We start from the raw sequence: 20,663 nt of genomic DNA on the forward strand, positions 1-20,663 counted from the left end.
CGTCGATGAAGCTTATGACATTTACGACAGTTTTATGGTTCTGTCACACGCTTCCGCAACGTATTGATCATGCGTAACGATTATAATTGTTTTGCCATCATCATTGAGTCCTTTTAGAAGCTTAACAATTTCGTTTCTATTGTCCATATCCAATGAGCCCGTAGGTTCATCAGCAAGGATGAGGTCGCATGGTTTTAATAAAGTTCTCGCAATCGCTACCCGCTGCTGCTCTCCGCCTGACAAGCCGTATGTTTTTTGCTTAAGCGGTATATTCAAACCCACTTTTTCAAGCGCATCGATTTTTAGCTTTTGCTTTTCCTTTCGCGAGTTTCTTGAATAGAGTAACGGAATTTCAAGATTATAGTCCACTGTTGCATCGTCAATTAATGCGTAATTTTGGAACAAGTAACCGATCTTTGTCCGAAGAAGCCTGTTTGCTTGAGCTGAACCAATCCGAGGACTATTTTTTTCAAACAGTTTGACAGTGCCACCACTCGGTTTTTCTAGCAATCCCATGATATTTAAAACAGTTGTCTTTCCGGAGCCGCTTTTCCCAGTAATGGCGAGCATTTCACCCTCATAGACCTTCAAATTCACATGTTCAAGTACCAAATGGTCTTCATAGCGCTTGCTGACGTCCACCAGCTCACATACCGTTTTCATACTGCTCAACCCCCTCCTTTCAGGACTTTCACTTTGTTTTTCCGTTCGATAACGAAGAGTGCAACAACAGATGCCATCAATTCAATTACCATCACTCCAACCCCTACTGCAAACACGTTGATGTCAGATGACCCGATTGTCTGATAGATGGATGTCGCCACTGCAAATACGCTTGCCGCCTTCTCCAACACACTAGTTGCCAGCCCATTGTTAATAAGAAAACAGATACCGATTTGAATCACCCATGTCGCTAGTAAAAACCACAAATACTCTTTGTATGTTTTAATAAAACCGGTACCAAATAATCTGCGAACGATAAATCTTCGTTGAAATTTACTGAAGAATACGCTCAGATTCTGCACAACCAACACGATTAATCCCGCTACCAATCCGATGCTAAGGAACAAAAGCTGGTCCCTCTGCTTTTGTAGATCGTATATCTGCTCGATAACATACTGGTCAACAGATATCAGGGTGGTCAGGTTGTCATCGAGTTTGAGCCTTTTCATTTCTGGCTCCAGCGCCTTTACTGTCTGCTGACTGTCTCTATTGATCAACTTCACCTTCAAAGGATCCCGCCCTCCACCACCAGTCATCATGTTTGCTTTATCTGCAACAAGACTGTTTTTCTCGGTGATCACTTGGATGATCGGATCTACAATCATATTGTTTTCTAAGCGAAATACATCAGGGTTGAAGCTGAAAATTTTCTGGTCATTCGCAGTCCAAATGATGGTAAGCTGTTGATTCCTTACGCTGTCGGGAATCACTACTTTAAACAGATTTTCATCCGCTTCCATACGACCCTTTCTGATTTTCTTAAAGTAATCCAGAATATCTTTTTCTTTATCACGATATTTTTCAGGTACAAGCAAAATGAAATCGCTTGTCCCTTCTGATATTCCCACAGGATTGTTTTGAGTATCATACACGGGAAACTCTTGCAAATAATTAAGGTTTACAGAAATAGAACGTATACCGCTAGACTCCCTGTTAAGAATAAGTGATTGTTGCTCATACGCTATCGCGTTGATGTATAAGGCTCCCATTCGATTGAGTAGAGGGTAAAGGCCTGTCACTTCAGTTACCGTCGTTTTTGGTGAACCTTTCTCTACATCCTCCGAATCATTCCCAACCTTTACGGGATAGAACACACCATAATCCTTGCTACGCTCCCAACTCTTCAGATTTTCCTGCTTGATGCTCAATTCATGATACTGACCCCAAATTGATAGGATGACTAATATCAGAAAGATGGAGCATCCGATCTTGAGCAGGGTGTTCAACGCAAAAATGACATTCGTTTGTTTGCGATTTTTGATTACATCAACTACCTTGATCCTAGAAATATAAATGTAGGCGAAAAGTGAAATGAAAGTGACAATGACAAAACTAATCAACTGGGAAATGACAACACTTCCGATGAATGAAACAGTTGTGTCCTTAATTAGCAAGGCCGCAAGTACGGAGGCTGATGCTGAAAGAAGAAAAAGAATGGTAATGAATCTCCCTACGACCAGATACCAGAGATATAAGTTAGACAATCCATGCATCTTCATAACGCCGATCCGCTTGGATTCATTAAATATGTAGTAGATGAGCATAATGATCACGATGGTAATTATTACGTACTTGATGTATGTAAAGAAATCTTCCTCGATTTCCATTTCTCCAGAATTGTATGATTGACCCTTGAAATCTTCAGTAGTTATCACGGCCCCTTGGCCAACCAGTTTATTAGCAATTATTTTTTGAATGACACGGTCAACAAACTCATTGTACCGTTCTTCAGTCCCCTCGATAAAATACTCGCCTGCTACTGGAAGATGTTCATAAACAGTCTTAAGCGGTTTCATTTCAAAAAGGTAATGACCACCAAAACTCTTGATGATACCCACCTGATCCTGATTACCGGTATCTACCGTAGATAGAAAGGAGTTGCTCTTCTGCGTGTCTTCCGCGGTCAAAAACTTGCCCGTTGTTAATCGAAAGGAATCAAACAACCGGGTTTTGTTTGTCAGCAGCACGTATTTGTGAATTTGAGCCTCGTCATCTACACTGTAGTCTATCTGTGTTCGGAAGATATTGACCTTGCTGTCGACGGCTGCTTCGAGTAAGATCGGGTACATTTCATCTGGTGCAGCAAAATTCGCATAGTTGGGAATCTCAAACTGCTTTGATATCCCCTCTCCTGCCTTTTCCATTCGATCAAGTTCATTTCGATAGTTTTCATTGTAAACCAATAGAAAAGACACCGCGAAAACAAGAACTAGCAAACATGATAATGTCTTTTTCAATTCACCCGCTCCCCTCATGTGATGAAAAACTCCGCCCTTTCTCACAAACATACCATACGCTACTCAAAAGAGTAACGTATGGTAGTTGATTTCCAACTATTCTATTATTTAGGTGGAGTTGCCTCGTTATCCCAGTATGCATACCCGGTTTTATCTTTTGGTCCGTAAGCATCTGCCTTTGAATACTCACCAGCGTCCGCATAAGCCTTATCAGTGCTGCTTCCTACCTTAGCTGTCGAAGAGTGATAGTTCTCCGGGTGATTGTAATGGGACCAGCAGTGCTTTTGCGAACCAGAGTTCTTTGTGCCGTAATCCCAGGTACCGCCACCAACGTTTTCTACCGCGAACGGAGACACCTTAGAGTTGACTAGTTCAACCTTGCCTTTTGTCTGAATTTCTTCTGCCGCCATCGCCTGAGAACCCATTGCCAAAGTAAGTGCTGCAATTACGCCTACCATACTTTTCTTCAACAAAATTTCCATCTCCTTCAATTCTTTGTATTTTTTGCCTTGCACAAATAATATTATCACAATAATTTACCTAAAAACTTACAGTTTATATAGTTTTTGGAAAATTATAATCTCTCATATTATTTCGAGAGCGCCTTCTTCTTTTTTCTCGGGTACAAGACATATCCTTTTCCATAGTTGGAAACTAGACATTGAGGTTTCGAAGGATCATCTTCAAGACGCTCACGAATCCGTTTTATCACTACATATAGAGCATCCTTTTGAATGGTGCTGTTTTTTCCCCAGCCACGCCGGATTAATTCAGTTGGTGTCCTTTCTTCTCCCATCTTTTCTGCTAAGTAACGCAAGACTTTAAACATCGTTCGAGAAAGAGCGCGTTCCATTCCCTCTTTTACAATGACCTCTTGTTCTATATCAAGATAACAATCCTCTCCAAGAGAAATTTTCATGTTGTCGACAGTCGAATTCATAGTTTACGGCTCCCCTCTAATAAAAATTGTCACTATAAGCTAGCAGGTCTCTCAAATGATTACCTATAATTTATCATAATTTACAAAATTATCCTATATTAGTTTTCGATTATTATTCATTTATTTAAAGTAAGTTGCCTCGTTAACCGACAACTTTGTAAAAGAGGGCTTTTCGTCTAATAGGTAGAACATAGGTGACTAGAAAATGCTTCGTCTGTTTTGAGGGATATCTTTTGGTGGAATGGACTATTATACAAAGCCGCTTCCCTTGCTGAGTAGCTGTAAAGTAGCTAGAAATAAGTATGGAGATAAGTCTAAGGAGAGATGGAGATGAACTCTTTGACCCACCTGACCATCAACATTCCGTGGCAGCGTTTGACGACAGCCTATGGCAGAGGGACGGACATTCCGCGGCTAATAGAGTCCAGGCAATATGAGGAATTGGCCAATCTAATCGAGCATCAAAGCACCTTGTGGCAGACGACGCCGTGGGTGCTGCTGATACTCTTGCAGGAGCTGGCCAAACAGAAACCCGAGCAGGTCTCTTCGCAGGAAATGGAGTTGTACTTGGCTGTCGCTTCCGCTATAAACGTGGACGAAATGGGTTCACAAAATGCGGTTGAGACCATGAACGAGCTATTGGACGAAAAGTACTTGTGGCCAGAGGACGAGGAAGACGATGAATTTTGGTGGGAAGAAGAGGAGCCGCGGGGCTATGAGCAGGAAGCCTTTTTCAGCTATTTTTCTTTCAGTTATTTGCTGCTAAAGGATGCCATTCCCGTTTTCACCGCGATTATGGAGGGGAACGATAAGCTCGCTCCCGCTATTCAAGAGCTGCTGCATATGCTCCAGTCAGATGGAGATAGTGCTGTCGTCGAATAAGTATCGAAGTCTCTTTGATCGTACCCACCCACTTCTCCTTATGATGGGGTGGGTATTCCCAACTGCTGTACGTAATATTGATGTGCCACTTCAGCAATACGATCCTGGTCTTCCCAAAAGCTCTGATCAAGCTTATCCAGCCGTTCTGCCTCTTCCTCGGTAAGAAACTGTGGAATATCCCAGAGTTGGGTGAGGCGATTGTCTTCCGATAAATGCTCGATGCAGGCATAGCCGGATTGGATGATTTCGAGTGCATGTACTGCCCCAATGGCTTGTAAGGCCCGTACCGCATAGATATATGCCTCTTCTCCCCAGTTGCAAAAAAACTGCAAAAACCCGCCGTTATATATATCCGCTTCCAACAGCCACAAGGCGGCAATCTCTTGTTCCTGTGAGGTCAGTGTGTTCCAGCCCGAAGCATTCTTTTTCTGCACAAAGGCTGCGGCAAAATCGAACCATACGTCATGGATATCCAACTTACTCAACTTGTACGCCCCCTTAATGTTTAACCCCTTCTAAATCAGATGTGCACAAACGATACGAAATACATTAATCTTATATGAATACATAATCGTTTGGTAGATGGTGGTAGCTCCGCGTGCCTAACATCTACGAAAAAGAATCGTTTAGGAGGTTGCAATGGACCAGGCACTTATCGAACAATTGAATCGCTGGCATGAAGAAGACGAACACCAGCGAATTGTGGACCTGCTGTTAACCGTTCCCGAGGAGGAACGAGACTATGAGGCGGTCAGCCGACTGGGCAGAGCTTATAACAACTTGGGACTTTATGATGAGGCGCTCGACCAATTGAAGAAAATTGCTGAAGCAGGTCAACAAGATCCAGTCTGGCATTTTCGGGTAGGTTTTGCTCACTATCATTTGAAAAGATATGAAGAGGCGGCACAGGCATTCCGTACTTCTGACAAGCTAGAAACCGGTAATCAGAATACCGAATCATGGCTAAGATGGAGTTTGCAAAAATCGGAGAAGCAGCAAAGACAAGAGCTTCGGATGGCTGCCAAAAGGGCAGCGGCTGTTGAGGGTTCAGCATCGGAGGAAGTCCCTTTTTCGAATATGTCATTGGAAGACTTTTGGGACGACAGCGAGTACGCGAAAAAGGCCTATCTTTCCGAGCCACCCACGGATGAACTGATCGCATCGATCGAGGAAGAGCTGGGTTACAAGCTCCCTGCCTCCTATCTTGCACTAATGAAGCAGCAGAATGGCGGCATTCCGAAAAACACGTGCTTTCCAACAGAAGACCCTACCTCCTGGGCTGAGGATCATATTGCGATTACGGGCATTCTAGGCATTGGCCGAGAGAAAAGCTATTCGCTCTGTGGGGATCTCGGCAGTCAATTTATGATTGAAGACTGGGGATATCCCGACATTGGAGTCGTCATCTGCGATTGTCCTTCTGCTGGACATGACGTTGTGATGCTAGATTACCGTGCTTGCGGGAGAGACGGCGAACCTGAAGTCATCCACGTCGATCAGGAAAGCGATTATGAAATTACTTTCCTGGCTGAAAATTTCGAGGCGTTTATCAGGGGCTTGGTGAGCGAAGAAGAATACGATACCTCCGAGGAGGACAAGGAAGCCGCTCTTTACAAAGTAGCCCACGGGAAGTTTTCTTCGTTGCTGGAAGAGCTATGCACGCCCGTATCAGAAGTGGAACAAATCGATCAGAAAATACGCAGCATTTGTTCACGGATTGTAGAGGAAAAAGGCTATTTTTCTTTTCATGCGGATGAACTCTCGTATCTGATGTACGATGTGCAGTTTTGGCTATACACAAAGTCATATCCCGGTACCACTCAAGAACAGTACCTAGCTGTCTATGAGAAAATGATCGCCTTTGGCGGAGAATTCGGTCAAGGCGGGTACGCCCCGGGATGGATTAGCGAATGGCTGGACCATCGCAAGAAGGAAGGCCGGATCGTACAGGAAAATGGACACATCCGGTTTACAGAGCAGTTCACTGCGGAAGTAATTCAACAACTGCGAGAAGCCTAAAAAGCATGCAAGCAACAAAGAGCCCACATTTTCGCGGGCTCTTCTTTTATTTCATTTGACTGCTATGCCTCACTACTCATGAAAATCGAGTCCCGATCTGACTTCTTTTACATACCCTGCCCGAATGACGAAATCTCCGAAATGTTCGCCCTCCTCACGTTCCTTCGCATACCGATTTAAGATCGGTCGCAGTTCATTCAGTATTTCTGCTTCCCCGATGTTTTCGCGATACAGCTTGTTCAATCGATTACCGGAGAAACCGCCACCCAAATACATGTTGTATTTACCGACAGCCTTCCCAATAAAAGAGATTTCCGCCAGTGCAGGTCTTGCGCATCCATTTGGGCATCCTGTCATGCGAATCACGATCTCCTCATCGCGCAAACCCGCCTCATCCAAGATCAGCTCGATCTCATCCAGTAGTGTTGGCAAATAACGCTCTGCCTCAGCCATCGCGAGTCCGCAAGTCGGCAACGAAACACAAGCCATGGAGTTTCTCCGCAGTGCAGAATAGGTCGTTCCATCGGTGAGCCCGTATGCTTGAATGATCTGTTCAATTTCCGGCTTCTTTTCGCTGGTGACATTTCCAATGAGGAGGTTCTGATTCGGCGTCAGGCGGAAATCCCCTGTATGCACCTTGGCAATCTCCCGCAGACCGGACTTCAGGAGGTAGTTGTCCTCGTCTTTTACACGTCCATTCTGAATGAAAAGGGTAAAATGCCAGTTATCGTCACTCCCTTTCACCCAGCCGTAGCGATCGCCATTATGCTCGAAGTGATAGGCGCGTGCCTGCTCCAGCTCCCAGCCCAGTCGTTGCTCCAGTTCATGAATAAACCATTCGATACCGCGGTCGTCGATCGTATATTTGAACCGAGCGTGCTTCCGAACCGCGCGATCTCCATAGTCTCTCTGAATCATGACCGTTTTCTCAGCGACATCCAATACTTGCCCTGGTGTGACGAAGCCGATCACCCGCGCCACCTGCGGATATGTTTTGGGGTCGCCGTGGGTCATTCCCATCCCGCCCCCGACCGCAACGTTGAAGCCCAGCAGTCGACCTTCCTCATGAATGGCGATAAAGCCCAAATCCTGAGAAAAAACGTCAACATCGTTGGCAGGCGGTACGGCGATGCCGATCTTAAACTTGCGCGGTAAATAGACAGGCCCATAGATCGGTTCTTGCTCTACCCCATCCCGACTGTCGACAACCTTTTCTTCATCCAGCCAGATTTCATGATAGGCGCGGGTCCGGGGGTCGAGATGATTGCTTATTTTTTTGGCCCATTCGTAAACCTCTTGATGAACTTCCGACTCGTACGGATTCGGATTGCACATGACGTTCCGGTTGACGTCCCCACAAGCAGCCAGTGTACTTAACAAGGCTTCGTTTACTTCTTGAATCACCTGCTTCATATTCCACTTAATCACGCCATGCAGTTGGAAAGACTGACGAGTCGTCAGACGAATCGTTCCATTGGCAAACTGCTGGGCGATATCGTCCATCATGAGCCATTGCTCTGGTGTGACAACGCCGCCAGCGGCACGCACGCGCACCATGAATTGATAGGCTGGCTCCAGCTTCTGTTTGCTCCGTTCATTACGAAGATCCCGGTCATCCTGCATGTAGCTGCCATGAAATTTCATCAAGCGGTTATCATCCTCAGGGATGGACCCAGAAATCCTGTCTTCCAGCGTTTCCGTCAGACTTCCCCGCAAGTAATCGCTTTTGCGTTTAATGTCCTCTACATCGCTGTGAGGAGCACTGTTTGGCGAAAGCAAATGATTTTCTGACATGGTTTCGATCTCCCCTCTCATTCTTTCTCAACACTCAGTAGACATCTCGCTGATATCGTTTTTCCTGCTGCATCCGTTTCAAATACGCAACAGCTTCCTCTGAATCAAGTCCACCCTCTTGTTGGAGAATGGTGACCAGGGCTGCGTGAACGTCGTGCGCCATCTTTTTCTCGTCTCCGCATACGTATACGTGCGCCCCAGCCTGCAGCCATTGGTACAGCTCCTTGCTCTTCTCAAGCATCCGGTGCTGAACATACACCTTTTCGCTTGTATCTCGAGAGAACGCGACATCCATGTGCGTCAGTACACCCTGTTTGAGCCAACGCTGCCATTCGAGCTGATACAGAAAGTCCGTGGAGAAATGCTGATCGCCAAAGAAAAGCCATGTCTTGCCGGTCGCCCCTAGCTCCTCCCGTTCTCCCAGAAAGGCACGGAATGGAGCGACGCCCGTGCCGGGACCAATCATGATCAACGGAATGTCCGGGTTAGCCGGGAGCTTAAAGTTGGGGTTATGCTGCACAAATACTGGCAGCGTATCACCCGTTTCCAAACGATTCGCGATATAGCTCGAACAAACGCCGTACCGATCACGCCCATGAGCCTGATAGTGAACATTGCGAATTGTCAGATGAACTTCGTCCGGGTAGGACTTTAAGCTGCTTGAAATCGAATAGAGACGCGGCGGCAGCTTTCTAAGAATGGAGACAAATTCTTTGGCAGGCACGCCCTTCAAATCGTAGTCCTCTACCAGGTCCAGCAAATCCCGATTTCGAATATAATCACGAAGCTCTTGCTCTCGCCCTTCCGCAAGCAGTTCCTGCAACCCGTTTCCTGATGATAGCTTTACTGCTTGTTCCAGGAGGGGCTTGGTGAGAACCGTGATTTCAAAATGACTGGACAAGGCCTCTTCCAACGTGCGCTCTTCCCCGTTTTTATGAATGGGAACGAGCTCTTCCGGCTTCCAGCCCATCGCGTCAATCAGCTCACGGACAAGGTCGGGATGATTTTTAGGATAGACTCCCAAACAGTCACCCGGTTCATACTCGAGATTGGAACCCTCAAGGGAGATTTCCAGGTGGCGAGTTTCCTTATCTGCTCCCCGTCCGTTCAGATTCAAGTTTTCCAAGACCACAGCCTGAAACGGATTCGACCGTGAATATTCGGTCTGTGTCCCTGTCCCGATCACTGCGCTTGCAGCAGCAACCTGAGTTACCGACGTTTCACTGAGAGAGGCCAGAACTTGATTCATCCATTCAGAGGCTTGCTCTTCGTAATCCACATCGCAATCGACTCGAGGAGTAAGACGCTTGCCACCGAGCTCTTCTAACCGCTTATCGAACTCTTTGCCAGTTTGGCAGAACAATTCATAGGAAGTATCGCCCAATGCCAGCACGGAAAAACGCAGGCCCACCAATTGCGGCGCTCTTTTGCTGTGCAGGAACTCATGGAAGGAGATGGCGTTGTCCGGTGGTTCACCATCCCCGTGTGTGCTTACCACAACAAGCAGGTTTTCAACCTTTTTCAACGTATTCGTCTTAAAGTCGCTCATGGAGGAAAGAGTTACGTGGAAGCCGTGCTCCTGAAGCTTTCCGGTCAGCACCTTCGCCAACTTTTGGCTGTTCCCGGATTGAGATCCGCAAAGCACTGTCACCTCTTTGGAAATGACTGGCCCATTCGCAGTTGAAGCGGCTTGAAACCCAGCGGCCATCGGTGATTCCACTTTGTGAAGAGCTGCAAGAAACCCGCTCAGCCAAACCTTTTGCACCTCCGAAAGCGTAGGCAGCAACCGATTTAGGAGCTCTACTTGTTCCTGACTGAAAGGACTGTCTGTTACCTTAAGTACCAACGATATACACCTCACACGAGAAAAAATTAATTCCGAGTAATCTTATATGATTATTTACTTTAAGCTACCACAGTGAGTAGAAGCCGAGCAATTGGAATTCGTTATTGTCATCATAAGTTTTACTAATCATTGGAAAACAACAAACCCCGGTCCTAAGATAAGGAACCGGGGTGTTTTTCACTCAAATTCTTGCTATTCAACTTGTTACGTACATGAAAAGTTATCTTTGTCCCTGTACCTAGCGTACTTTCGATATGCAGACCTGTTCCGAAGTGCCGCTTTAATCGCTGATCTGTATTGATCAATCCTACTCCTGAACTGCTATCAGCTTTTCTTTCGAGAAGTCGTTGTACTTGATCTTCGTCCATTCCGATCCCATCATCTTCAACGGTTATTTCAGCATGCGTTTTCTGGACGGAAATCCGAATCTTAATTTCCCCCCCACGAATACGGTTCATCACACCATGTATGATCGCATTTTCTACGAGAGGCTGGATCGTGAGAAAGGGAATTTTTATATCCTCACAGTCATCTATCTCCCAAACAACTTGCAGCCTTTCTTCAAACCGAACCTTTTCAATATATAGGTAAGAGCGCACCAGACTTAGCTCCGTTTCGATCGGAACAAGCCCGTCCATATCTTCAAATTTGAATTTATTCCTCAAAAAATTGCTGAACTCATACAGTAAATCACGCATCTTGTCCAAATTGATGTCACTTAAAGCCGTTACAGCGCTCAACGCATTAAATAAAAAATGAGGCTGGATTTGGGCTTGCAGCCATGCAGCTTCTAATCGCAGTTGTTCCCGGACGGATTGTTTAATCGTAGTTAGCGCCTTAATCCGTGATTTTATTTCCATTCCTTCCACTGGTTTGGTCACGTAATCGTTTGCTCCCGCTAAAAAACCACTTTGAATATCTTTTGGTTGGCTTCTTGCGGTAAGAAGCAAAACAGGGAGTTCCGTGAGTGTAAATCGCTCACGAATCATTCGTGTTAGCTCATATCCGGACATCTGCGGCATCATAATATCGGAGATGACGAGATCCCATTCCTTTGTATCCAGTATGGCCAACGCCTCTTTTCCACTCGTCACCATTGTTACATCATATTCGTCTGGAGGTAGTATGGCTTCCAGCACCTGAAGGTTAACAGGGTCATCATCCACAATTAATAGGCGCGGATGATCGCGATTCACTTCTAATAAAGTTGTTGGTTTCGTAGCTGAATGAATCTCCACTTTTGCCTGAATCGGCATAGGTTGTACGACTATCGGTTCGAATGAGCGAGAAACAGCCACCTCTTCCTCCGCTTCCATCTGTGCCAGCTTTAACGAAAAGGTAAATGTTGAGCCCTCCCCTAAAACAGAGGATACATCCAACGTCCCTCCATGAAGCTCAACCAGTTGCTTGCTTATTCGTAGACCTAACCCAAAGCCACCTTCAATCATGGTCTCACTCGTGCTGGCTTGCTCATAAGGACGGAATAGGCGCTTTTGCATGTCTTCATCCATTCCAATCCCTGTATCATGAATCACAATAAAAGCTCTTCCGTCCTTGGCAAAAGATTGAATCGAAATGATCCCTTCACTCGTATATTTCACAGCATTGTGAAGTAAATTGAAAACGATTTGAATCACCCGATTCTCATCCGCGTGTACGGGAGGAAAATCTTCAGGGATTTGATTTACAATTTTTACAGGCTTTACTTCTGTGTTAAATTGCAGCATATCAAGTACCCCGGTCACGATGGGCTGAATCCATATGACTTTTTTCTGTAGGCGCGGGTTGCCTTCCTGTAAACTCATTACATCGATCAAATCATTTAATATCAATGTCAGCCGTCGCCCTACAGATAAAACCGTTTCAAGCTCTTTGATACTCCTTTCCTTCAACAAATGTCGTTCCCTGTTTAAAACGGATTGTGACATGTTCAGAATGCTATGTAGCGGATTTTTAAATTCATGTGAAGTGTTGGCCAGAAATTGATCCTTATGGTCATTCATTCTTTGCAAGGTTGCAGCAATTTCTTTTGTGTTGGCATGCATGATGAAATAGCCCTTAAACCACACAGTGGCTAAGCAACCCATCGAAATAATCAGATCAAACGGATAGTAGACTAGACTCAACCCACTCTCCCGCCAAATTAACGACCAAATAAAATGGTGAAGCAACGCAAGAAAAGAAAAAAGCAGTAAAAGATTGCTCATGATGTCTTTGATCAACTTTTTAAAGATGGAAATCAACGTGATCACTGCGGCAATACCGACCAATCCAAAATAAACGGGAAAGAGCATCGTCACCTGATCAGGGTCTAAAAACAGCGTAATGCCAGCAGTCCCAAAATTCATCACCCTGTATACAGGATACATCCTGCTCCAAAAAGGGAGTTCGCGATGATTCATACACTCCAACAAAGCGTAGGCGCCAATAACGAGGGCAATATTCGCTAACCGAAAATCCCAATCAATGCCGATATAAAATAATTGGTGGAACAACTTCTCATCGTTGCTTAACACGCTAGTAAGCGCTATGCATAATGTCAGCAAAGAAAAATACAGCAGATTCTTTTTCTTATCTCCTAGTAAAAATAAAATAAACGCATAAGCAGAATGTATAAGAAATATCATGGCTGCCAGAAGCTGCGTAGAAACGGAGACTTTTATTTCTTTTGCAATGGCTTCTTCTGAACCAAATTTAATGGATCGAACAATGCCGCTGCTTCGACCATCCACATAGTTTGCCGCCTGAATGACGATATCGATTACGCCATTTTCATCTGCCGTAAAGGTTGAAGAATAAGGCAGATTCTTCGCAATATATTCATCCTCCGATTCCCCCACCCGCCCCGATTTCGCAAGCAAACGGCCGTTTACGTATAATTCCGATGCCGTGCGCACGCTGGGTACACGAATACTATAATTCAGGTCCTTTTCCGGATTTACATACAGACGCAAGCGATAAGAAGCAAATCCATAGGGAGTTGACTTGTCTGCATGCAAAGCTTCATTCCATCTTCCCGGAACCTGAATAAGCGCTGGCTCCTTCTCTTCTATTCCTTGTTGCCGTCTGCCATCCATCAACCATTGAGAGGGATAAAACTCCCACTCTCCATCGAGTAAGAGAGTTTCGCCATCTTCTGCATTCCAATCACGCAAATCGAATTGCCCATTTTTAATGTCCGCTTGTTGATCACGAAACGATTCCATCCACAAAATGCGTGCACCGGACAAGATGATTACTACTAAGCCTAGTAATAGTAGGACATGGCCCTTTTTCATTTGACTCTCCTAGTCATTTTCTTCTTAGACATCTAAATAGAATCTGTCCATAATTTACCACATAGAATAGGGCAGAGAAATACAGTTGTTATGGAAAAAGCTACGGTTATCTGAGGAATACCGTAGCTTATCAAATGGAGTTCTATGAAGTTTTTCTATTTAATAGAGACCCGTTCCGGTTCATAAGCCCCATCTCGACTCTATGTAGTGGCTATCAGGAACTCCTCTCCGCTTGGCAGCGAAAGACCATCGGTGCGTCCGGTGAAGTAGCGCTGGTTAAGTTCTGCCGAGGATACATGCTGGACTTCTCGGAAACCAGCCTCGCGGGCCAGTGCCACCATCTCCGGCGGTGTGAAGAAGCTGATAAAAGGTGTGCCGCTTGCTCGTGCTCCCTTTTCCGCCTCTTCAACCTCAGGACGCTCCTTGGTTTCTGTGAGGTTAAAGGGGAGCAGGAACGTCATAGCCAGCGTGGAGCCTGGGGCAAGCGTCGCTGCTTGGCCCAACGTAGCCACAATCGCATCCTTGGTGAGGTACTGAGTGACGCCAGTGGATGCTACCACAGCCGGTCGTCTGGCCTCAAAGCCAGCGGTCTTTAGTTGCTCCCACCAAGACCCGCCTGCCTCGAAGTCAACGGTTACGAATCGTAGCCACTCGGGAATGTCAAAGCCCAGCTCGCTCAAGCGTTGCTTCTTCCAGCCCTGTGTGCCTGGCTGGTCGACCTCGAAGATCCGCATTCGTGAAGCGATCTCTGGTCGGCGCTGAGCAAAGGTGTCGAGGCCAGCGCCGAGGATGACGTACTGGGTGACGCCTTGCCCGAGCTGTCCGGTGACCAAATCTTCAATAAAGCGAGCACGAGCCACAATAGATGCTCGAAATCCGCTGGTGCTCTCCGGGTCCATGTCAGGGCGTTGGCGCCATCCGTCTTCCGGGTCCGCCAGTCGCAGACCGATCTCGTCTTCTAACACATGCGGCGGTGAATCGACCTGTACGTGCAAGGCCCGCCACAACGCGACCCGCACTGCCGTATGGTCTGGCTCCGTAATTTGCTTATCATGCATGGCTGCTCTCTCTCCTATCGATTCGTTTGATTTTAATATGCTCCGATTTAATAGGACAATCCTGACAAATAGCCATTCAATACTTCCAGACCACTCTCCTCCAATGACTTGCCGCCACCTAGTCTCAGCTTCATGAACTTATCGGCAAAAAAATTTAAAAAGGAGTACGCCGCAGCATGCTCCTTTTGTTGATTTGCATATGATTTTGCTCACTACTTCCCCGGCACATGCCTTGTAGAAGGACGGGTACAAAAATAACGGCTGAAACGAAGTTATCTCGTGAACAGAATAGCCCTCACAAAATGTGTTACACTACTATAAGCAACCGCTTATATGAACATCTCGAATGACATCCTGGGGGCATGTGATGAAACCATTGATATCGGCGATTCCCGGTGGGATCATAACCATCCTTATCTTTTATCTGAATTACTTTCCATTTAATCTTGTCGAAAAATTCCTCATGTTTGCAGCTTTCGTCATTGTACCTCTAGTGATTTTACTTTTGCGCTATGACGAAAAGAATAAACAGCAACGGGGTATTTATGCTGCTATAAAGCTGCTTCACTTTCCCGCAGCGCTTCTCGCCTTAGCCTCTGTAATGGGCAGCAAAACGTGGGGACTGGGAAGCACAGCCATACCAGGGACCCTCTCGCTCGGGTGGCTACTGTTCACATTCTTGCTCTGCCTCTATGGCCTGACCGTTATTGTGAATCGCAAAGGAAGGACAGAGGAAATCGCGATTGGCGCGGGGCTCGTTTACTTTTTTATCGGGGGCATTTGGTTCACTCTCTATCAGTATCAATTTGATCTCTTCCAGGCTAAACCCGCGACGCATGCCCTGAGTTCGGTCCACTTTCATTTTTCATCAGCAATTGTTCCGATTTTTATCGGTCTATTGGGACGGATCATGACGAAGAAAAGCTGGTATCCTTGGGTCGTTGCCGTTGATATTATCGGCCCCATTCTGATCGCTGTCGGGATTATTTTCTCGAAGCCGATTGAGTACATTGGCGTCACCTTGTTCGCGTGTAATATTGCGATTTACACTACTTATCTGCTTGCTTACTTGAGGAGAGGCTCATTGCAGAATAAGTTGAGCTTCTTTTTAGTCCTTTCCTGCATGGCCTTTTACACCATTGTCGTCGTTTCCATTTGCTATCCGATATTGAAAAGCATGTTTTCATTAACCATACACGATTTCATTCCGATTTACGGATCGCTGCATGCGTTTGGGTTTGTTTTGTGTGGGCTGATTGGATGGGTGTATATGATAGATTCTTTTAAGGAAAAACGCTAGCTTGCGAGTTTACAACAAAGAGCAACATGAGTGATTACCACTACGTGTTGCTCTTTGTTTCTGAATTACACTTCGCATCCTTTTGATAGAAGCCATTGTTTCATAACAGCAAATGTTTGTTCAGCATCCTCTTCGTACATGACGGCAACCTCTTGCCTGTTGGCATAATTAAACCTTACATGGCCGCCTAGCTGCTGGTAAAACAGCTTGCAAAGATATTCGTTCTCAAGCACCAAATCAGGGAGAAAGGCTTCTTGGCACATGCCAGCCAGCTCCGGCAACGATATTCCATCCTGCATCGGGGGTAAGCGCAAAAAGAGGTGACTCCGCGTCTCCGACCACGGCTCATAATAAACCGCTCCCTCTTGGTCACTTCCGTATACTTGGCGATAGATTTCGTCCAGCACTCTAGCATACATCTCTTCGTCTTCCTGCTTCTGCCCTTGTAGCGATAGCGCCTTCAATCGCTCAGCATGCCTCGGCAGCCAAAGCAGTTGATCGGTCTGGAGATGCACGGCCAGAAAATCGCCGTCCACCGTAGTGCCTATCGCAACACACTGACCGATTTGCTGCTGCGTAATCGGGCTGCCAGCATCATGCTCCCATAAATCGTACTCGGCAAAAGGCTGAAGCACCTCCGTATCAGGCAAATTGACATTCATCCATCCTCTGTAAGTCCCCTCACCGAATTGCTGTAAAAATCGGAAGTATCCCGGTGGAAAAAAAGCGGCTTCCTCCTTCGATAGCGCTTGGTTTCGGCCATCGGACAACCGCTTTGGCTGCGATACTATGTACATGAATGCCTCCTCCTGTATCCTACAAATCGAGACTTCCTCATCTGCGCTCGTCCATCAACCGTTCCAAAAACTTCGCAAAAGACGAAGCATACGTGTCATACATGGGCTTCACCCTCTCTCCTCACACTCGACTCATTCCGGGAGCAAGCGGCCTTTTCAGGAGCCGCTCCATTTTTGATAACCTAACTTTACTAACGATTCTTGTATTTCTTGGTCTACTTTTGTTTTGGTAGTAACAAATTCCACTGTAGATAGAGCACTTGGAAGTTTTTGATGGATAAAGGTATCAAAATCGATGGCTGTTTTTAAAATGCGGAGCTTGCGCAGCGAAGGCAATTGCTCCATTCCCGTCAAACGAGCCAAGCCTTTACAATTCCAAATGGATAGCTCCTCCAACGCCTTCATCTCCCGATCAAAGCTGACTTCACGCAGTTGAATTTGATCCTCAATCACAAGACGCGTTAGCGCTCGGAAGTTCGCGATATTGGACAAGTCATGAAAACCGCGGACTCTGGAAATCTCCAGATCGTCGATTTCATTCTCTTCAATTTCCTGAATATGCTCTCGTCCTCCAAGCAAAATGCGAAGGTGCTTCAGCTTTTTCAGTCGGTTAACAAAATGTAACGGTAATTTGCTGATCGAATGCAGCGCGAGATAATTCAAATCCTTCAGATCGCCTACCGCCTCCAGGTTTTTCACCTTGCCCCCGACATGCAATTGCTCCAGATGAGAGAACTCTTTCAAATATTGCAGGTTGAGAATTTTTTTCTCAGAGAGAATCGATAAATCTCTGAGAGAGCGCAGCGTATCTATTCCCAAAATGTCCGAATTCTCCAGCTCGTATATACCCAGGTGTAAACTATGCAAATGTTTCAGCGTGGCCAATACTTCCGTGTTATGCGCATGGGCAAGACTATTGAGATGCAGCATCTTGACATGGGGAATCCGCAAGAGAGTATGTCCATCGAACGAGAGAGAATAGTGCCCGTAGAAACGCACTCCGAAGTTTTCATCCAAACGCGCGCATAGCTCATCGACTTCCTCCAAAATGGAGCCATAAAACTCCGGGTGAGAAAACTGGACGATCACTTGGTTGCCTTCGCGTAAGTCCTGCTCGATCTGAACCCGGTCCAGTTCAACAGGATTATTGATCAGAATCTTTCTCTTCCATATTTTTCGCACGCGTGCATCCTCCTATGGCAAGCCCTTCGGTGATCAAACCAAGTAATGATCCTCAAACGAAATAACACCATCCGTAAATGAAAATTGGTTGGCTTGGAACCTCTTTAATATTTCAATGGAAAACTCTTCGAATGAGTCTGCAATCACCTCTTGATAACCCATACCAGAGTGATATTTAAAAATTTGTCCCGCGTCCTCAACCAATTCATTCAGCATGGACCATGTTTCGATGATAGCTGGAATAGACAAAAAGGAGTTGTAGCCGATAAAAGGCACCTGCTCTTGTTGTCCGTTCCATGTAGATAGATAATCGCGAAAATGAATGGGTAGTTGTACGTTTAATGTGCTTTCTAAGAGGTTTATTTCTTCCGCTGTAGCAGGGGGATTAACTGTGGAATAAATCGGGTGTGATATCGTTTGGATATGTTGTCCCATACGTCCTTAGCCATTTCTGGTTCACCACCACTTTTCATCATCTTTATTGAAAACAAGGAGGCGTGCCTATACAGCTCATGTAGTTTCAAAATTCATATTTCTCGAACCGTTCTCTGAGAGATTCCTCGTGTGGTATCCACTCCGCATCACTCCATAACGACATTCTTACAAGTTCCGACAGCTTATCAACGGCTTGATAAGGACTGGTCATGCTGATGAAGTCGTCAAAATCCTGGATATCTAACACTTCTCGCAGGTAGTCATCATGAAGACGCTCTTCTTTGAGTCCATATTCATCCCTTGTCCACTGTTCACAAAAGATTCTTTCGGCTTGAATGTCTCCATTCTCGAAAACCGACAATTCGAATATTTCCTCATTCATATATCCGGCTGTCATCACTGGTTCCTCGGTAAGCTGGGACAATGTTTTGCCGATCTTCTTCACTGTGCCCCATACAAAATAATCGTGGAGCACGCTAATCCAGTTCTCGTTGCTTTTGCTTACATACATGACAACTTTGATCGCTTGAGCCTTATCTTTTGACTTGCCTAGTACTTCGGGGGCAAATTTGCGAATGATCTTCCCACGAGCTGGCCTCCTCAAATCGCTTTCTCATGCATGGTTGTTATTTCCATTATAGTATGGGTCTTTCCTGGTCTACCTACTTTTTGCCTGAATTTTTGAAATGATCTTTTCATCTTAAGGTAGAAGCCATTCTGTTTCTTGTATTCGCTCTCCCCGTCAGGTCATTGTAGTAGATGGCGGTTCTACGCTGGTATGACAACGAATCCAATCAGAAAAAAACGATCTCCATTGATGATATGGCTCACCGTGTTGTCTATAACGGCAACCTCTTGAAAAAAAGAAGCCTCCGGTTTGGAGGCTTCTTTTCGTTTCCTATGCTTTTCTCAGATCCAATTATTCGCTTCTCAAAATGTGCTCGATTCGCTTTTCCGGCACGACCCAGATCGCGGCAACGAGTACGTAAAAGAAGCCGGATACCCATGGACTCACATACGCGGTCAATATCGCGAGCAAATAGAGAACAGGAGATATTTTCACCTTCCAGTCTCTGCCCATTGACTTTACGAATGCAGAATCGCCAGAATGCTGATTAATGATTGCGAGTTGAAGCATTCTGTAAGAAGTCGCTGCAAGCAAAAGAATGATCCCGTACAATGCCATCGGAGTGGGCGCAAACTGGCTTTCCCCCATCCACGCGGTTGTAAACGGAATAAGAGATAGCCAGAAGAGCAATATCAAATTCAGCCACATGAGCCGCCCATTCATTGTGCGAACCATGTGCAGTAGATGATGATGATTGTTCCAGTAGATGCCGATATAAACGAAACTGAAGATGTAGCTAAGAACTTTTGGGCCTAATTCGATTAACGAATGCCAGTCGTGGCCTTCTGGTACTTTGAATTCTAGTACCATAATCGTAATGATAATTGCCAGCACGCCATCGCTGAACGCTTCCATCCGGTTTGCTCTCATTTGGTGATCACCTATTTCCCGCTTTGCGCGCTGAATTGATCTAATAGATATCCATAGTTTATTCTATCTTTTCTTCATGATGTCAAGCACAACCTTTCCCTCATTCAGGATTGTTTTAACGCAGACACTTGGCCAATTTGATGACGAAGACCGAGATCCCATTGTGCTACAAAGTGATCCCTATTAGTATATTATGGAAGGGGGTAGGGTTTCGTTGAAAACAGCGAGTGAGATACTTTCGATAATCAGTCATGACCGTTTTTTAGAGAATGTCTTCAATAAAGATGTTGATTGGGACGCTGAATTAGACGCTAGGGATGCTGTTGAATTTGATACGGCATGGAGTTCTAGTTACAAAAAAGTTGATGAAATTGACCCCTCTGAAAATACCGTTATCAGAGAAATTAGGGAATTTGTGTTCAAGCAAACTTTTCGGATAACCCAGAATTCTGAGCTGGCAGGGTATGCGTCGGACGACTTTGGTCTGATTTCCAAGGCGTTTGAAAACAAGATCAATATGGAATTTATCAATAACCTGTGGGATTCCTACCTGCAAGGGATTTTCCCGAATTACAGTATATGTGAATGAATCTTCATACATAGGGGTCATGAGAGTAGTCGAAAAAGACCGGAGAAGCATATAAAATATGCACTCCGGTCTTCTTAGATTAGGA

General features: G+C 45.5%; 18 protein-coding genes. 4 read left to right on the forward strand and 14 right to left on the reverse strand.

Features of this window, described 5'->3' with window-relative positions; all coding sequences use genetic code 11:
• Positions 1-21: 21 nt before the first annotated feature.
• The 4 genes from AB432_RS29995 to AB432_RS30010 form a co-directional block, all read right to left on the reverse strand.
• Entirely contained in the window at positions 22-663 is a 642-nt protein-coding gene (locus AB432_RS29995; protein WP_048035423.1) for an ABC transporter ATP-binding protein, read from the reverse strand.
• A 5-nt stretch (positions 664-668) separates the two neighbouring features.
• Positions 669-2,960, reverse strand: a complete 2,292-nt coding sequence (locus AB432_RS30000; RefSeq protein WP_048036008.1) for a DUF1430 domain-containing protein — start codon at positions 2,958-2,960, stop codon at positions 669-671.
• Between the two features lie 104 nt (positions 2,961-3,064).
• Positions 3,065-3,475 carry a lactococcin 972 family bacteriocin gene (locus tag AB432_RS30005; protein WP_235617580.1) on the reverse strand — a complete coding sequence of 137 codons (411 nt, stop codon included), beginning with the start codon at positions 3,473-3,475 and terminating at the stop codon, positions 3,065-3,067.
• Positions 3,476-3,549: 74 nt separating this feature from the next.
• The gene (locus tag AB432_RS30010; protein WP_053079651.1) at positions 3,550-3,900 is read right to left on the reverse strand and encodes a winged helix-turn-helix domain-containing protein; all 351 of its coding nucleotides are present in this window, start codon (positions 3,898-3,900) and stop codon (positions 3,550-3,552) included.
• A 330-nt stretch (positions 3,901-4,230) separates the two neighbouring features.
• On the opposite strand from AB432_RS30010, the gene AB432_RS30015 reads away from it, so the two are divergent.
• Positions 4,231-4,782: a hypothetical protein gene (locus AB432_RS30015; protein WP_048035424.1), complete on the forward strand. Its 552-nt coding sequence runs from the start codon at positions 4,231-4,233 to the stop codon at positions 4,780-4,782.
• Between the two features lie 38 nt (positions 4,783-4,820).
• Here the strand turns inward: AB432_RS30015 and AB432_RS30020 are convergent, their stop codons facing one another.
• Positions 4,821-5,267: a DMP19 family protein gene (locus AB432_RS30020; RefSeq protein ID WP_048035425.1), complete on the reverse strand. Its 447-nt coding sequence runs from the start codon at positions 5,265-5,267 to the stop codon at positions 4,821-4,823.
• Between the two features lie 154 nt (positions 5,268-5,421).
• On the opposite strand from AB432_RS30020, the gene AB432_RS30025 reads away from it, so the two are divergent.
• Positions 5,422-6,801, forward strand: a complete 1,380-nt coding sequence (locus AB432_RS30025; protein WP_048035426.1) for an SMI1/KNR4 family protein — start codon at positions 5,422-5,424, stop codon at positions 6,799-6,801.
• Between the two features lie 72 nt (positions 6,802-6,873).
• Here the strand turns inward: AB432_RS30025 and cysI are convergent, their stop codons facing one another.
• The 4 genes from cysI to AB432_RS30045 form a co-directional block, all read right to left on the reverse strand.
• Entirely contained in the window at positions 6,874-8,595 is a 1,722-nt protein-coding gene (gene cysI / locus AB432_RS30030) for an assimilatory sulfite reductase (NADPH) hemoprotein subunit (protein ID WP_048035427.1), read from the reverse strand.
• A gap of 34 nt (positions 8,596-8,629) precedes the next feature.
• A complete protein-coding gene (locus AB432_RS30035) occupies positions 8,630-10,441 on the reverse strand; it encodes an assimilatory sulfite reductase (NADPH) flavoprotein subunit (protein ID WP_048035428.1) in 1,812 nt (603 codons plus the stop codon).
• A 152-nt stretch (positions 10,442-10,593) separates the two neighbouring features.
• Positions 10,594-13,719, reverse strand: a complete 3,126-nt coding sequence (locus AB432_RS30040; RefSeq protein WP_048035429.1) for a hybrid sensor histidine kinase/response regulator — start codon at positions 13,717-13,719, stop codon at positions 10,594-10,596.
• A gap of 200 nt (positions 13,720-13,919) precedes the next feature.
• On the reverse strand, positions 13,920-14,777 hold the full coding sequence (locus AB432_RS30045; protein WP_048035430.1) for a class I SAM-dependent methyltransferase: 858 nt from the start codon (positions 14,775-14,777) through the stop codon (positions 13,920-13,922).
• Positions 14,778-15,144: 367 nt separating this feature from the next.
• Between AB432_RS30045 and AB432_RS30050 the strand changes: the two genes are divergently transcribed.
• Positions 15,145-16,077, forward strand: a complete 933-nt coding sequence (locus AB432_RS30050) for a YndJ family transporter (RefSeq protein WP_048035431.1) — start codon at positions 15,145-15,147, stop codon at positions 16,075-16,077.
• Positions 16,078-16,142: 65 nt separating this feature from the next.
• Here the strand turns inward: AB432_RS30050 and AB432_RS30055 are convergent, their stop codons facing one another.
• The 5 genes from AB432_RS30055 to AB432_RS30075 form a co-directional block, all read right to left on the reverse strand.
• Positions 16,143-16,874 (reverse strand): hypothetical protein, encoded by a 732-nt coding sequence (locus tag AB432_RS30055; protein ID WP_048035432.1) that lies wholly within the window; start codon positions 16,872-16,874, stop codon positions 16,143-16,145.
• Positions 16,875-17,030: 156 nt separating this feature from the next.
• Positions 17,031-18,056: a leucine-rich repeat domain-containing protein gene (locus AB432_RS30060; protein WP_048035433.1), complete on the reverse strand. Its 1,026-nt coding sequence runs from the start codon at positions 18,054-18,056 to the stop codon at positions 17,031-17,033.
• Positions 18,057-18,089: 33 nt separating this feature from the next.
• The gene (locus AB432_RS30065) at positions 18,090-18,491 is read right to left on the reverse strand and encodes an SMI1/KNR4 family protein (RefSeq protein ID WP_048035434.1); all 402 of its coding nucleotides are present in this window, start codon (positions 18,489-18,491) and stop codon (positions 18,090-18,092) included.
• Positions 18,492-18,576: 85 nt separating this feature from the next.
• On the reverse strand, positions 18,577-19,095 hold the full coding sequence (locus tag AB432_RS30070; protein ID WP_048035435.1) for a hypothetical protein: 519 nt from the start codon (positions 19,093-19,095) through the stop codon (positions 18,577-18,579).
• A gap of 315 nt (positions 19,096-19,410) precedes the next feature.
• Positions 19,411-19,989, reverse strand: coding sequence for a TMEM175 family protein (locus tag AB432_RS30075; RefSeq protein ID WP_048035436.1), 579 nt, complete (start codon positions 19,987-19,989; stop codon positions 19,411-19,413).
• Positions 19,990-20,203: 214 nt separating this feature from the next.
• Between AB432_RS30075 and AB432_RS30080 the strand changes: the two genes are divergently transcribed.
• A complete protein-coding gene (locus AB432_RS30080) occupies positions 20,204-20,578 on the forward strand; it encodes a hypothetical protein (RefSeq protein WP_048035437.1) in 375 nt (124 codons plus the stop codon).
• Positions 20,579-20,663 lie beyond the last annotated feature (85 nt).

This window comes from Brevibacillus brevis, assembly GCF_001039275.2.
GTDB classification, from domain to species: Bacteria; Bacillota; Bacilli; order Brevibacillales; family Brevibacillaceae; genus Brevibacillus; species Brevibacillus brevis_C.